Source organism: Vibrio hippocampi, from assembly GCF_921292975.1.
GTDB lineage: Bacteria > Pseudomonadota > Gammaproteobacteria > Enterobacterales > Vibrionaceae > Vibrio > Vibrio hippocampi.
Genome location: NZ_CAKLCM010000001.1, coordinates 440899 through 455087, shown reverse-complemented (window position 1 = coordinate 455087; position 14189 = coordinate 440899). Strand labels below are relative to the sequence as shown.

General features: G+C 46.4%; 12 protein-coding genes and 8 tRNA genes. All 20 read right to left on the bottom strand.

Annotated elements, in window-relative coordinates:
* Complete coding sequence (locus tag L9Q39_RS02285) at positions 1-348, bottom strand: hypothetical protein (RefSeq protein ID WP_237483508.1); 348 nt, start codon at positions 346-348, stop codon at positions 1-3.
* A gap of 29 nt (positions 349-377) precedes the next feature.
* The gene (locus L9Q39_RS02280; protein ID WP_237483507.1) at positions 378-695 is read right to left on the bottom strand and encodes a hypothetical protein; all 318 of its coding nucleotides are present in this window, start codon (positions 693-695) and stop codon (positions 378-380) included.
* A 244-nt stretch (positions 696-939) separates the two neighbouring features.
* Positions 940-1458, bottom strand: a complete 519-nt coding sequence (gene luxS / locus L9Q39_RS02275) for an S-ribosylhomocysteine lyase (RefSeq protein WP_237483506.1) — start codon at positions 1456-1458, stop codon at positions 940-942.
* A gap of 87 nt (positions 1459-1545) precedes the next feature.
* Positions 1546-3111, bottom strand: a complete 1566-nt coding sequence (gshA, locus tag L9Q39_RS02270) for a glutamate--cysteine ligase (protein ID WP_237483505.1) — start codon at positions 3109-3111, stop codon at positions 1546-1548.
* Positions 3112-3226: 115 nt separating this feature from the next.
* Complete coding sequence (locus L9Q39_RS02265) at positions 3227-6076, bottom strand: M16 family metallopeptidase (protein ID WP_237483504.1); 2850 nt, start codon at positions 6074-6076, stop codon at positions 3227-3229.
* A gap of 10 nt (positions 6077-6086) precedes the next feature.
* The gene (locus L9Q39_RS02260) at positions 6087-6542 is read right to left on the bottom strand and encodes a YqaA family protein (protein WP_237483503.1); all 456 of its coding nucleotides are present in this window, start codon (positions 6540-6542) and stop codon (positions 6087-6089) included.
* Positions 6536-7486 carry an NADP-dependent oxidoreductase gene (locus L9Q39_RS02255; protein WP_237483502.1) on the bottom strand — a complete coding sequence of 317 codons (951 nt, stop codon included), beginning with the start codon at positions 7484-7486 and terminating at the stop codon, positions 6536-6538. The genes L9Q39_RS02260 and L9Q39_RS02255 overlap by 7 nt, the downstream gene beginning before the upstream one ends.
* 209 nt (positions 7487-7695) lie before the next feature.
* Positions 7696-8826, bottom strand: a complete 1131-nt coding sequence (locus L9Q39_RS02250; RefSeq protein WP_237483501.1) for a sodium ion-translocating decarboxylase subunit beta — start codon at positions 8824-8826, stop codon at positions 7696-7698.
* A 9-nt stretch (positions 8827-8835) separates the two neighbouring features.
* Complete coding sequence (oadA, locus tag L9Q39_RS02245; RefSeq protein WP_237483500.1) at positions 8836-10620, bottom strand: sodium-extruding oxaloacetate decarboxylase subunit alpha; 1785 nt, start codon at positions 10618-10620, stop codon at positions 8836-8838.
* 34 nt (positions 10621-10654) lie between these two features.
* A complete protein-coding gene (locus tag L9Q39_RS02240; RefSeq protein ID WP_237483499.1) occupies positions 10655-10912 on the bottom strand; it encodes an oxaloacetate decarboxylase subunit gamma in 258 nt (85 codons plus the stop codon).
* A gap of 521 nt (positions 10913-11433) precedes the next feature.
* Positions 11434-11510: transfer RNA gene (locus tag L9Q39_RS02235), tRNA-Arg, on the bottom strand.
* A gap of 63 nt (positions 11511-11573) precedes the next feature.
* Positions 11574-11650 (bottom strand) — tRNA-Arg (locus L9Q39_RS02230).
* A gap of 62 nt (positions 11651-11712) precedes the next feature.
* A tRNA-Arg gene (locus L9Q39_RS02225) sits at positions 11713-11789 on the bottom strand.
* Positions 11790-11855: 66 nt separating this feature from the next.
* Positions 11856-11932, bottom strand: a tRNA-Arg gene (locus L9Q39_RS02220).
* A 67-nt stretch (positions 11933-11999) separates the two neighbouring features.
* Positions 12000-12076 (bottom strand) — tRNA-Arg (locus L9Q39_RS02215).
* A gap of 67 nt (positions 12077-12143) precedes the next feature.
* A tRNA-Ser gene (locus tag L9Q39_RS02210) sits at positions 12144-12236 on the bottom strand.
* An 18-nt stretch (positions 12237-12254) separates the two neighbouring features.
* Positions 12255-12331: transfer RNA gene (locus tag L9Q39_RS02205), tRNA-Arg, on the bottom strand.
* 50 nt (positions 12332-12381) lie between these two features.
* A tRNA-Ser gene (locus tag L9Q39_RS02200) sits at positions 12382-12474 on the bottom strand.
* Between the two features lie 210 nt (positions 12475-12684).
* Positions 12685-12882 carry a carbon storage regulator CsrA gene (gene csrA / locus L9Q39_RS02195; protein ID WP_009847619.1) on the bottom strand — a complete coding sequence of 66 codons (198 nt, stop codon included), beginning with the start codon at positions 12880-12882 and terminating at the stop codon, positions 12685-12687.
* A 92-nt stretch (positions 12883-12974) separates the two neighbouring features.
* Positions 12975-14159 (bottom strand): aspartate kinase, encoded by a 1185-nt coding sequence (locus L9Q39_RS02190; RefSeq protein ID WP_237483498.1) that lies wholly within the window; start codon positions 14157-14159, stop codon positions 12975-12977.
* Positions 14160-14189 lie beyond the last annotated feature (30 nt).

The following is a 14189-nucleotide window of genomic DNA, read 5'->3' as shown; positions in this document are numbered from 1 at the left end:
CTACTCTGTCGTAATATATTGTTTTAGCGTTTCAATCTTTGCCTTTTTACCCTGCAACTCATCTTTAATTGGTGAAGTCTTTTTAATTTTCGTGGAATCAAACGTAACGTTATCAGGAAGGCTGAGAAACTCAGGTTTACTTGAGAGTGTGTGCTGAAGTTGACGAACGGGATAACTATGACTTGCGCTTTGCGAAAGTTGAACAAAATTTGGTTCGGAATCACGCTCATTGATACTTATAACAGTACCATTAACACTATCGATATTATAATCATGCTGCTTTCCTATCAACATCAAGCCGATTATTAATCCAATCGCAACAGCAGTTAATAGTGCTAGTTTATTCACTAGATAGCCCCACCCTCTTAATCTCCATGTTATTTAGCAATAATTTGATGGAGTTTATGCGAAGCGGGCAGTCCATTACTTAGTAATTTTGTATCTGTATAACAATATATATCCGCTTTTTTCCCTGTGGCATACAGAGTGAGAATTAACGACCTTGAATTAACATTACCATCACCGCTAGGAATATAACACCACACGTCATCAGAGCGCATAAAATACAAACCTTTACTATCTGAACTTTCCCACGTAGAGATGCTTGCGATAGTAACACCCTCTCCTATATTGTAGTTAGATGCATTAACAGCAAAAGGGGTTAGTAGAAAAAGAAACATCCATAATCTATCCATTATATCAACACCTTGTTATATTAATTAACTTAAATTCATTCTAATGTAACAAAATTGCAATAGCAATGAATAATATTAAAAACCTGAACAAGGTTACGGTTTAAACCTCATTAATATCAAGTGATTTACATTAAAGTGACTGCATACTCAAAATACAAAAATAAAAAAACGCCCAATGAAAGACATTGGACGTTTCAATTAATTGACTGCAATAAGTCGTCGGGTAATGACGACATATTGTTGACTAGTTAACCTTAAGCTCTTGCAGCATCGCTTCTGGCAACGCTAAGTCATCATTACGATTCACCTGAATACCCGCATCAATAATCGCTTGGGCAATCGCTTTTGCGTCATCAAGAGAGTGCATTGCCGCGGTGCCACACTGATATTCATTCAGCTCTGGGATCTGATTTTGCGCTTCAACTTTCAGCACGTCTTGCATTGCAGCCATCCAAGCAGCAACCACGCGTTCTTCAGACGGTGTTCCGATTAAGCTCATGTAAAAACCAGTACGACAACCCATTGGCGAAATATCGATGATTTCAACCTCATCACCGTTCAGATGAGCACGCATAAAGCCGGCGTAGAGATGTTCTAGCGTATGGATACCTTTCTCAGAAAGAATGTCCTTGTTTGGCGCAGTAAAACGCAAATCAAACACAGTAATGGTATCGCCTTTAGGCGTTTGCATCGTTTTCGCTACTCGTACTGCCGGAGCATTCATACGTGTGTGGTCTACGGTAAAGCTGTCTAGTAATGGCATGTGACTTCTCCTTGAGCTGTCCGACTGGCAGCTCATCGTCTAATTTGATTTAAGTGATTCTAGTGTGCTGACCACCGCGGTGCAACCCTAGCTAAGGTGAGCAAAGTAGTTAGCAAGATAATCGTCAAAGCTCACCGTATCCGCCTGCTCAATCTCTTTTTGAACCACAAACGAATGCGCCACCTCGTCATCAAGGTAACTTTGGCTGTAGGTCGAATATTGATGCGACAAATTGTGCTGTTGATAGCTTGCGCCTAATTGTTTGCCAATATTCCCTAAGCCACCAGCGGCTTTTGTCTGCGCTAGCAGTTGACCTGAAATAGAAAGCTCTGGGTTCTCATTCCACGCCTCTAACTGAGCGCAAACTTGTTGGTATGCATCACCGCCATGAACCGCATCCATTTGCTGTGCGATTTGGCGTAACTCAACAAATACGCGTTTAACCCAAGTCTGGCTATCTAGCACTTCTCCTCGGCAACCAATTTGCAGCTCTAGTCCTGGTTTACGACCTTCGACAATCACCTTGTTCCAGTTCTGTCTCCAACACTCTAGCTCACAGTTATCCATAGGATCAGAATCACTGAGCGCACACCAAGTAATAAAGAGATCTAAGAAACGCACTTGATCGGCAGTAATACCAATCGGGCTGAACGGGTTAACATCCAGAGAGCGAACCTCAATATACTCAACGCCACCACGACACAGCGCCTCAGACGGCTTTTCGCCACTTTTAGCAACACGTTTTGGTCGAATTGGTGCATAAAGCTCATTTTCGATCTGCAATACATAATCGTTCAATTGGCGATATTCACCGTCAACCTTAACACCAAGCTTAGCAAAGTCTTGTGAAGGGGTATGAATCGCTTGATTCAGCCCTTCAAGATATTGCCCTAAACTGTTAAAGCCAATTTTCAGCGAACTCTGCGCACTGTTGGTATAGCCAAGATCACTTAAGCGAAGCGACGTTGCGTGAGGCAGATATAAGGTTTGCTCGATATTTTCAAACGGTAGCGTACTCTTCTTGCCTTGCAAGAAAGAGGAACAGATAGCCGGAGAGGCACCAAAGAAATAAGGGATCAACCAACCGAAGCGGTAATAGTTTCGAATCACACCAAAGTAGGCGTCCGATTTGGCGTCCTGACGTTGACTCTTCTCTTGCTGACCAAACAGCGCATCCCAAAAAGTGTCTGGGAATGAGAAGTTGAAATGCACACCAGAAATAATCTGCATCAGGCTGCCATAGCGATGCTTTAGCCCCTGCCTATAAAGCGTCTTCATACGACCCGAATTCGAGCTGCCATATTGCGCTAGAGCAATATCCTCTTCAGAAGCGACGTAACATGGCATAGAAAGCGGCCACAGTTTTTCGTCACCAAGGTGGCTTTGGGTGTAATGATGAATATCCGACAATTGACCAATTAAGGTATCAACATCGTGAGAAACAGGTGTAATAAATTCCAGCAGCGACTCAGAAAAATCCGTCGTGATATAGCTATTGGTTAATGCAGAACCCAAGGCTTTTGGGTGCGGAGTCAACGCTAGGCGTCCATTCTCCGTGTAACGTAATGACTCGCGCTCGACACCACGCCCATACTGCTTAAAAATCGAGGGGTTCTGTGCAACTCTCTCAAGTCGCGTCGCAAAATTTGTCACAATGCAATTCGCTTATAGGTTGTTGTTTGTTTTTTTAAAGGGAGGACGAAGCCGATTCTAAACAGTGCATCACTGTATTTCGGTCTATTTCATCCGTCCCTCCAATATGGTCACTCTATTGAAATAATTCAAGAGTCTTGATAGGAATATTGAGCTTTAGCAACTCAGGCTCTAGACGCTTGGCATCGCCAACCACGATCACTTGATACCCTTGAGGATCAAACCACTTCGCGGCAAGTGCATCAAGCACGGTCTTATCAATCGTGGCGACTAGCTGATTCTGCTCCTTCAAATAGTCAGCAGGCAAGTCGTTGGAAAGCATGCTCGCCAGCAACCCGGCTTTCTGCCTTGGTGTTTCATAGCTGAGCGCGTCTTGCTGTCCAACGGCCAAACGCATAAACTGGATTTCCTCATCAGTGATGCCATTTTGGCTGTAGTTGTCCATTTCCTTTATCAACTCTTGGATTGAGGCTAATGTGGCATCGGCTCTAACTTGAGCATTAAAAACCACAATACCCACCTCTTTATTGCTAGCAAAGTAGCCACTTGCACCATAGGTGTAGCCTTTGTCTTCGCGCAAGTTTTGGTTAATGCGGCTGTTAAAATTACCGGCCAGATTAAAATTGGCTAACTCGCTCTTAAACTGCTCACCTGTTGCATCAAAAGGTAAACCTCGACGAACCATACGGACGATACTCTGTGGTGCGCCGGGTTTGTCCACCAGATATAGCGACGACTCGCCAACCTCGTCGACCGCTTCAGGACGAATCAGCGGTGCATTTTGCCCACGCCATGCGCTCCAGAATCCCAGTTGCTTATTCACTTCTTCCGGTGTGATATCACCGACAACCACCACCTGAGCGGATTCTGGCGTATAATGCTTGCGATAGAAAGACTTCACATCATCAAGAGTAATGGATGTCAGCGATTCTTTTGTACCGTCCGATGAACGCCCAAAAACACTATCACCAAACATCACCTGTCTGGTTGCCTGTGACGCCATCCATTTTGGCTGTTGCTGTTGATACACCAAACCTTCGAGCATCTGCGCCTTAATGCGATCAAAATCCTCTTGCTTCATCGCTGGATTAAACAAAACATCTGCCATAATTCCCAAGGTTTGTGGTAAATGGGTAGATAAACTGGATACCGAGATTCGAGTGGTGTAAGTCTGAGTCGAGATGCTGACTTGGCTTCCCAGCATATCCAGCTTAGCTTGCAACTGCTCCACAGTTGCGGACGTTGTCCCCTCCTCCATCATCGCAGCGGTTAAACCAGCCAAACCTTCTTTACCTTTAGCAACGTAACGTTCACCAGCAGGCAGTCGGAAGTGCATTTCTACGGTCGGAGTCTCTGTGCTAACCGTACCCAACAGTTGGCTGCCGTTGGCAAAATTTAAACGATAAAGTTCGGGGATCTTCGCTTCTACCGCTTCCGCCACTTCTGGCATCACGCTGCGATCAAAGTTATCCACGGCACGACGCAACACCAAGTCGCTCTCTGTCATCGTCTTATAATCAGGTAGAGTTCGAGCCGGTGTCACAAAAGTCGCAGGGTGCACCGCAATATCCGAACTTCCCTTTGGCACCACACTGAGTGTGAGGGTCGGTTTACCTTCAATATACTTTTGATACTGAGCCATGACCGCTTGAGGCGTCAACGCGCGAATTCGCTCTAACTGAGGCTGAAGTCTATCGGGTGTATTGAAGAAAGTTTCATTCGACGCCAATTGCGATACTTTTCCGCGCACACTCTGCAATGCGAATACAGCAGATGTTTCTGAGCTACCGATGATCTGATCCAGTTTTTCTTGACTGATTCCTTGCTGAGAAAAGTCCTCTAGAGCATCAAGCAAGTGATCGTTTAGCTCTCTTAAGCCCTCTTTATCTGTCGAGGAACCCATAGCATAGAGATAAAAATTACAGGCTAATTCACTACAATCAGCGAATGCTCCAGCATCAAGCGCTTTCTGAGTTTTGACCAGTTGTTGATAGAGAATACTGTTTGTGCCGCCACCAATAGCATCCGCCATCGCATCCAGTGCAACCTGACCCTGAGCGCCGCGATAAAGATCCGTTGGCCAGCCAATGATCACCATCGGCTGTCGGATTCTATCCTCTAAAGTGATATAGCGATCCTCAGTCAATACCGCAGGCTGCTTCGGTGCGAAATCCACTTCAGGACCTTTCGGTATGGTAGAGAAATATTGGCTGATCCACTGTAAGGTCTGTTGTTTATCAATATCGCCACCTATGGTTAATACCGCGTTATTTGGACCATACCAGCGTAGGAAAAACGCTTTAAGATCATTCACATTGACACGATCAAGATCTTCAACATAGCCGATCGGTTGCCATGAATAGGGATGCCCTTCTGGATACATGGCTTCCCCGATACGTTCCCACATCAAACCATAAGGGCGATTATCATAATTTTGGGCACGTTCATTTTTTACCGTATCACGCTGTATCTCAAACTTTCTTTGCGATACTGCTCCGACTAGGAACCCCATTCTATCCGCTTCCAACCAGAGCACTTTTTCTAGCTGATTGGCTGGCACGGTTTGGTAGTAGTTGGTTCTATCACGCGTGGTTGATCCATTTAACGAACCACCGGCTTCGGTGACGATCTTAAAGTGTTGTTGATCCCCAACATGTTCCGAGCCTTGGAACATCATATGTTCAAAGAAATGCGCAAAGCCTGACTTGCCGATCTCCTCACGCGCTGATCCTACGTGGTAAGTCACATCGACATGCACCAAAGGATCGGAGGTATCTGGCGTTAAGATCACCGTCAAACCGTTATCAAGACGATATTTAGAATATGGGATCATCGCCTTGCCCGGCTCGGCGTCAACCTGCTCTATCAGGGTGATACCATCAGGCAAAGCATGATTTGTTGATGAGAGACTGGTGCAACCGTACATGAAGACAAGGGATAGGATGCCGATCCAGATTCTTTTCATCTATTACTCCTTAAAAGAAACCGTAAAAAATCGCTGTAAGTAGCGCGTAGCGAAGTGCCTTGCCCATCGCAATTAACACTGCACAAGGCCAAAAATTCAAACGTAGCCAACCCGCAGCAAGACACAACGGGTCGCCAATGATGGGCAACCAACTCAGTAATAAAGTCCAGATGCCATAGCGCTGTAACCACGTTATCGCTTTATGACTCTGTTTTTCGTTATTAGTTTTATTTGGCAACCAAATTCCCAGCCAATAGTTAGTTAAGCCACCCAGTGTATTACCTAAGGTAGCCACTAAAATAACCATAGCAGGAGAATATAGGTTGAGACTCAACGTCGCGATAAGTCCCGCTTCTGAGCCACCAGGTAGCAAAGTGGCACTTAAAAAACCCGAGACAAATAGTACCGCGAGGGCAGAGTCAGCAAACCAAGACTCTGCCAAATAGTGAGACAACGACTCTAACATTGCATATCAAGCAGCACTTTACCGCGTGTGCGGCCAGTTTCCAGTTGCAGATGCGCCTCAGTCACTTGTGTATAAGGATAAATATGTTGGATCTCCGTTTTAAGCAAACCCACACCCACCATATACAGCAGGGTATCCAGTTGCTCAATATCGGGCTGAACCAACATGCCTGACGCTTGGAATCCCAGTAGCTTAGCTTTGTCACAAATCAGTTCAGCCGTGATCGTAGGGACAGTGATGACTCTCGCCTCATCACGTAGGCACTTTAGGGCATCTAACGCGGCATCGCCTCCGACAAGATCAATAAGCACATCCACGTCCTGTAATCGTTCAGATACCGGAGCAAAGTGATAGTTAATCGCATGAGCGCCCAGTGTCGCCAGATAATCGAGATTTTTCTCACTGCAGGTAGTGTACACTTCCGCTTTTGCCGCTATCGCTATTTGCACTGCGATATGGCCAACACCACCCGCGCCAGCCAAAATAAGGACTCGCTCTCCCTCTTTGACCTGAGCTTTATTCACCGCTTGCGCTGCGGTTTGACCTGCCAGAGGCAGAGCGGCGGCAGCTTCTAGTGTCACAGAGTTAGGGACACGCGTCAGTTCAGATTCAGGTACGCAAATATACTGACTATAGCCTCCGCCTCTTAAAGGGAAGCCGATAAAACCGGCGACCTCGTCGCCAGCAGACAATCGGCTGCAGTCGCTCGCCAAGCTGACGACTTTACCAGAGATGTCATAACCTGGGGTCCAAGGCAATTTATCTTTATTCTCTGCCGCGGCCCAGCCTAAACCAGCACGAGTTTTTACATCAATGGGATTCACCGAAGCAAATGCTACCTTAACCAGCACTTCCCCAGCTTTCGGCTCTGGGATCTCAATCTGTTGCAGTGACAATACTTCTGCGGTTCCAAACTCTGGAATGACGACCTGTTCACACTTCATCACACTATCCTTATCGCTAATTGACTCAATACTAGTCAATTTTTCATTTGAGTCCAAATTGAGAACGAAACTAAATCTTTCGTTGTCGTTATCCTCCTGTCACCTCGATATGATGGCAAAAATAAAAGGGAGCCGCAGCTCCCTCTCTGTTTTGCTTTCACATTGTGGATTAAGTTGGTTAACTTTGATCCAACGTTTGAGCCTGCTGTTTATCCCGCTAAGGCAAGCAAGATACCCGCCGCAACTGCCGAACCAAGAACACCAGCGACGTTGGGACCCATCGCATGCATCAATAGGAAGTTTTGTGGGTTAGCGTCTAAACCCACCTTGTTCACTACCCTTGCTGCCATCGGTACCGCAGAGACACCCGCCGCACCAATCAGTGGGTTGATGTTTTCTTTCGAGAACTTGTTCAGTAGTTTCGCCATAAGCACACCAGCGCCAGTACCAATACTGAACGCTACCGCGCCAAGCGCCAAAATACCTAATGTCTCCACGTTAAGGAACTGCTCAGCCTGAAGCTTAGAGCCTACGCCAAGACCAAGGAAGATGGTTACGATATTAATCAGCTCATTCTGTGCAGTCTTGGATAAACGATCAACCACGCCGGCTTCACGCATAAGATTACCCAGACAGAACATCCCCACCAATGGCGTCGCCGAAGGCAAAAACAGTATGGTCATCAGCAATACCGCAAGTGGGAAAATCACTTTCTCCCCTTTGCTGACTTCACGCAGCTGGTCCATCTTAATCATGCGCTCTTCAGGTGTCGTGAGTGCTTTCATAATCGGTGGCTGAATGATAGGAACCAAAGCCATATAGCTGTAGGCGGCAACCGCAATCGCTCCCAAAAGATCTGGAGACAGACGGCTGGCTAGGAAGATCGCCGTTGGACCATCCGCGCCACCAATAATTGCAATCGAGGCTGCGTCCTGCATAGAGAACTCCATGCCCGGCACATAGTTAAGCAAAATGGCACCAAACAGGGTGGCAAAGATACCAAACTGCGCAGCCGCGCCTAACCAAAGTGTTTTCGGGTTAGCAATCAAGGCCCCAAAGTCTGTCATTGCGCCCACACCCATAAAGATAAGCAGTGGGAACACGCCCGACTCAATCCCTATGTAGTAAACGTAATACAGCAGACCACCGGGTTCCGTGAAGCCGGAGTTGGGGATATTGGCCAGAATGGCACCAAATCCAATCGGTAATAGCAGTAGTGGCTCAAAGCCCTTCTTAATCGCAAGAAACAGCAGTACAACGCCCACGAGCATCATACAGATCTGACCAAATTTAAAATTGGCAATACCTGTCTCTGACCATAAGATCATCAATCCTTCCATGGTACTCCCTTACGCTAAACTGACGAGAGGTGCACCAACGACAACGGCGTCACCCTCTTTAACGTGTACATCATGAACAATACCACTGTGTGCAGCGCGGACTTCCGTCTCCATCTTCATCGCTTCAAGGATAAGCAGTACATCGCCCTCTTGAACTTGCGCACCATTCACCACATGAACTTTAAAGATGTTACCTGCCAATGGCGCAGCCACTGAAGCGACATCTGCCGCGGCTACAGAAGCTACGGGCGCACTAGCCGCCGATGCTGTTGCAGGGGTTACCGATGTCAGTTCGCCCCTAGGACCCACCTCAACATCGTATACCTGACCATCGACTTTCACGCTGTAGGCTTCAATTGAACCACTTGCTGCAACAGGAGCAGGTGCAGATTCTACAGCAGGTGTCGCTGTTGGTGCCGGCTCAAATGCCTCTGGGTTATGACGATTCTTAAGGAATTTAAGACCGACTTGTGGGAACAGCGCATAGGTCAACACATCATCAACGGTATCTTGAGCCAGTGAAATGCCATCTACTTTCGCTTTAGTCAGTAAGTCATCCGTCAGCGTATTTAACTCAGACTGCAACAGATCAGCAGGTCGAACCGTAATTGGCTCAGCACCGTCCAATACCTTCGCTTGCAACTCTGCATTGACAGGGGCTGGCGCAGTACCGTATTCACCTTTCAGTACACCTGCGGTCTCTTTGGTGATGCTCTTATAGCGCTCACCCGTTAGGACGTTAATCACCGCTTGAGTGCCGACAATTTGTGAGGTTGGCGTCACTAGAGGAATGTAGCCAAGATCTTTGCGAACTTTCGGGATCTCTAGCAATACTTCATCAATACGATCAGCGGCACCTTGCTCTTTTAGCTGACCTTCCATATTGGTCAACATGCCACCTGGAACTTGAGCAATCAGGATTCGAGAATCAACCCCTTTTAGCTGACCTTCCCACTTGGCGTATTTCTTACGCACTTCACGGAAGTAGGCGGCGATAGGTTCGATCTGCTCGAGCTTTAGATTGGTATCTCGTTCAGTGCCCTCTAACATCGCCACCACCGTTTCTGTTGGCGTGTGACCATAGGTCTGACTCATAGACGAGATAGCGGTATCAAGAATATCAACGCCAGCTTCGACCGCTTTAACGGCGGTGGCAGTTGAAAGACCTGTAGTCGCATGGCAGTGAAGAGCTAGAGGCACCTCACAAGACGACTTAATCTTGGAAATCAGTTCTTCTGCTTCATAAGGCTTCAACAGACCTGACATATCTTTGATACAAAGCGAGTGGCAGCCAAGGTCTTCAAGTCGCTTAGCGAGGTCTACCCAGGTTTGCGTATTGTGAACGGGACTGGTGGTATAAGAGAGTGTGCCCTGCGCGTGCGCGCCGACATCCACTGCTGCTTTTACCGCGGTCTGGAAGTTGCGTACATCATTCATCGCATCAAAGATACGGAATACGTCCATACCATTGGCATGAGCACGCTCAACAAATTTTTCGACCACGTCATCGGCATAGTGACGATAACCCAGTAGATTTTGGCCACGCAGCAGCATCTGCATCGGCGTGTTAGGCATGGCTTTTTTCAGCTCACGTAAACGCTCCCATGGGTCTTCTCCCAAAAAGCGGATACAGGCGTCAAAGGTAGCGCCTCCCCATGTTTCTAGTGACCAATAACCGATTTTGTCGAGTTCTGCTGCTATAGGCAACATATCCTCGATGCGCATTCTCGTGGCAAATAATGACTGATGGGCATCACGAAGAACCACATCTGTAATCGCGAGTGGCTTAGACATACTCATAAACTCCTTTTACCTAAACTCTGTCTACTTACTTAATCGCAGCTTTTCTATGCTGATGTACAGCCGCTGAGATAGCAGCAACGACCTGTGGACTAACCTGACTTGAAGAGGCTGGCTTAGATTTTATCGTTGTGGGAACGGGGATGTTTTGCGGTGCTTCTGCGGGCACAAGCTTAGACATCAAGCGAACGAGATAAACGAGGATCGTGAGGAACACAAATACCACTGCCATACCAGTTACCATCAAAGCAGCGGCATCGCCCAACAGGCTTCCTATATTGGTCATATTGCTTCCTTTCTTTGTCATCCTGACAAGTCAACATATCGATAATACTACTGATGCTACCAATGTGAACAGTAACTCGATATTTCCTAATTTCTTATGCTGTTGTGCAAAAACAGACCTAGGATTATCTCGATTGTTGAATGTTTGTCAATTTTGTTTGATATCTCACCCTGCTTGTTAACACGGTAAGTTCAATTTTTTTGATGAATACGACAGTTTGACACTATTAAATACACCCCAAGATGCATAAGAGGATCACAAGCTCGGCGAGCCCTTCCCCGTCGGCATCAAGCTATTTGCATCAAGTTATTTGCATCAAGCTATTGGCGGCAAACTACTATTGGCAGCAAGCTATTATCAGCGACAAACGACTATTAGCAGCAAACTAATAGTACGATATCAAAAATCATCTAAAAAACTGAGAGATGGTTAATAATACCACTACGTCATAGAGTAAATATAAGGAAAGAGAAAACAGCAGGCATAAAAAAACCTTGCTCGATAAGCAAGGTTTTAAATAATGGCGCGCTCGGAAGGATTCGAACCTTCGACCGCCTGGTTCGTAGCCAGGTACTCTATCCAGCTGAGCTACGAGCGCGCAACAAATTTTGTGTGACCCTAAGATCGCTGGCGATGCCAATGTATCTTAATGTCGGAAGAATGGCGCGCTCGGAAGGATTCGAACCTTCGACCGCCTGGTTCGTAGCCAGGTACTCTATCCAGCTGAGCTACGAGCGCGCAATAAATTTTGTGTGACCCTAAGATCGCTGACAATGCCAAACTATCTTAATGTCGAATGATGGCGCGCTCGGAAGGATTCGAACCTTCGACCGCCTGGTTCGTAGCCAGGTACTCTATCCAGCTGAGCTACGAGCGCGCAACAAATTTTGTATCACCCTAAGGTCATACTGGGCATTACCCATAAATCTTACTAAGTAAAGAATGGCGCGCTCGGAAGGATTCGAACCTTCGACCGCCTGGTTCGTAGCCAGGTACTCTATCCAGCTGAGCTACGAGCGCGCAACAAGTTTTTACATCATCCTAGGACAATATAGGGCATTACCCTTAATTCTTACAAAGTAAAGAATGGCGCGCTCGGAAGGATTCGAACCTTCGACCGCCTGGTTCGTAGCCAGGTACTCTATCCAGCTGAGCTACGAGCGCGCAAGGTTGTGAAGCATATCACACAATATTTCTTTTTGAACAAAAAAATGACCCAAAGGTCAATAAATGGCGGTGAGGGAGGGATTCGAACCCTCGATACGGCTACAAACCGTATACTCCCTTAGCAGGGGAGCGCCTTCAGCCTCTCGGCCACCTCACCGCATATTCCTAAAAGGAATGGCGCGCTCGGAAGGATTCGAACCTTCGACCGCCTGGTTCGTAGCCAGGTACTCTATCCAGCTGAGCTACGAGCGCGCATTTTTCTTTGTTGTCAAAGAAGCGTGTTATACAACACATCGCAAGAATGGCGGTGAAGGAGGGATTCGAACCCTCGATACGGCTACAAACCGTATACTCCCTTAGCAGGGGAGCGCCTTCAGCCTCTCGGCCACCTCACCGTCTTGCGGAGGCACATATTACGATTTACGAAAAATAAGTCAAACCTTTTCTTGGCAAAATTAGTAAAAAACGGACTAAACGTTGGCAAATTGACCAAAGTGCCATTTAATCATAGCTTTCAATGAATAATTTTGTCTTTTTGTCACAGGATAATGACGATTTTTAGACATAAAAAAGACCGGCATATTGGCCAGTCTAATCGATGGTAATTAGTAGTTGCCTGGTGCAACGTTCCCATTACCTTTTTCCGCTTGAATGCGCATGTAGATTTCTTCACGGTGAACCGATACTTCTTTAGGTGCATTAACACCGATACGAACTTGGTTTCCTTTTACACCTAGAACAGTGACTGTGACTTCGTCACCAATCATTAGCGTTTCACCAACACGGCGAGTCAAAATTAGCATTCTGTTGCTCCTTGAGTATTCTGTATTTATCTTGCTACGAAAGCTATTATCCACTAAAAGTTATATTTTCGTAAACAGTATTATAAGAAAATTTAACCTAAATATACCTGTTTTTCTTCACGAGATAAGGCACCATCATTGATAATGTGACCGTCATGTAGAAGATTTGCTGCCCTATCGATAGTACTAGGGGTCAACACTAAGCTAATTGAGTGCTCATCTTCAAAGAAGTGTAGAACAGATATATCAGAAAATTTGAGAAGTTGTTGATAATGTGACACTTGCTCGCGCGCTTTGGTTCCCACTAACGTCAACAAGCCTACTTGTTGCTCTTGGGTGATCTTATCTTCAATCACCAATTTTAGCTTGTCACTGTGTTCGGCTTTGATTAACAGCTCATTTTGATTGGCTTGCGTTAACCAATAACTCTCAATGCCTAGCATCTTGCATTGTTTATCAACGGATTCCACTTGTGCTGCGGCAACGCCAATGGCAACGAGGTCTTTTTGAATCGCGATCCCCGTTAAGCCCGTACAGACCGATTCGCCACACACTAATGTTCCACTGCCCTCAGTGAAACTCGACACAACACGCACTGGAACCCGATTGTTTCGTGCATATTGAACGCAAGGTAAATGCAGAACCTTTGCCCCTTTTCGCGCCATCTCTTCCATAGTGGGATAATCAATTTGCGCTATCCGTTTGGCATTGCTAACCACTCTCGGATCGCAACTATAAACGCCATCGACATCGGTAAATATTTGACATTCTTCAGCTTTGAGCGCACCAGCCAATGTCACGGCCGTGGTATCAGAGCCGCCTCTTCCAAGGGTTGTAATATCCCCAAGGTCATTGATGCCCTGAAAGCCAGCCACAATAACAATCTGATCTTGTTGCAGATAGTGTTCTATCGCTTGAGTGTCAATATCACTAATCGTTGCATCATTATGGATGCGGTTAGTTTTGATTCCAGCTTGTGCGCCTGTTAATGACACGGCTTTATGCCCCATACGGTCCAGCGTCATTGCCAGCAAAGCCATGGAAACTTGCTCACCAGCAGAAAGTAGCACATCTAATTCTCTCGCATTGGGGACCTTATCGACCTGTTTGGCAAGCGCCATCAATCTATTAGTCTCTCCCGACATCGCCGACACAACGACGACCACTTGTTTGCCAGAGTACTTTGCTCTAATCACATGTTCTGCGACATTTTCAATTCGCTCGACAGAACCAACGGAGGTACCTCCGAATTTTTGTACGATTAGTGGTCTTTTCACCAGTCTTCACCTTCCTAAGACAGTGTAATA

Excerpts from the sequence above, each read along its gene's own strand:
- L9Q39_RS02280 (WP_237483507.1), bottom strand. The coding sequence starts at position 695 with ATGGATAGATTATGGATGTTTCTTTTTCTACTAACCCCTTTTGCTGTT.
- L9Q39_RS02250 (WP_237483501.1), bottom strand. The coding sequence starts at position 8,826 with ATGGAAGGATTGATGATCTTATGGTCAGAGACAGGTATTGCCAATTTT.
- L9Q39_RS02240 (WP_237483499.1), bottom strand. The coding sequence starts at position 10,912 with ATGACCAATATAGGAAGCCTGTTGGGCGATGCCGCTGCTTTGATGGTA.
- L9Q39_RS02260 (WP_237483503.1), bottom strand. The coding sequence starts at position 6,542 with ATGTTAGAGTCGTTGTCTCACTATTTGGCAGAGTCTTGGTTTGCTGAC.
- L9Q39_RS02255 (WP_237483502.1), bottom strand. The coding sequence starts at position 7,486 with ATGAAGTGTGAACAGGTCGTCATTCCAGAGTTTGGAACCGCAGAAGTA.
- csrA (WP_009847619.1), bottom strand. The coding sequence starts at position 12,882 with ATGCTAATTTTGACTCGCCGTGTTGGTGAAACGCTAATGATTGGTGAC.
- oadA (WP_237483500.1), bottom strand. The coding sequence starts at position 10,620 with ATGTCTAAGCCACTCGCGATTACAGATGTGGTTCTTCGTGATGCCCAT.
- L9Q39_RS02265 (WP_237483504.1), bottom strand. The coding sequence starts at position 6,076 with ATGAAAAGAATCTGGATCGGCATCCTATCCCTTGTCTTCATGTACGGT.
- luxS (WP_237483506.1), bottom strand. The coding sequence starts at position 1,458 with ATGCCATTACTAGACAGCTTTACCGTAGACCACACACGTATGAATGCT.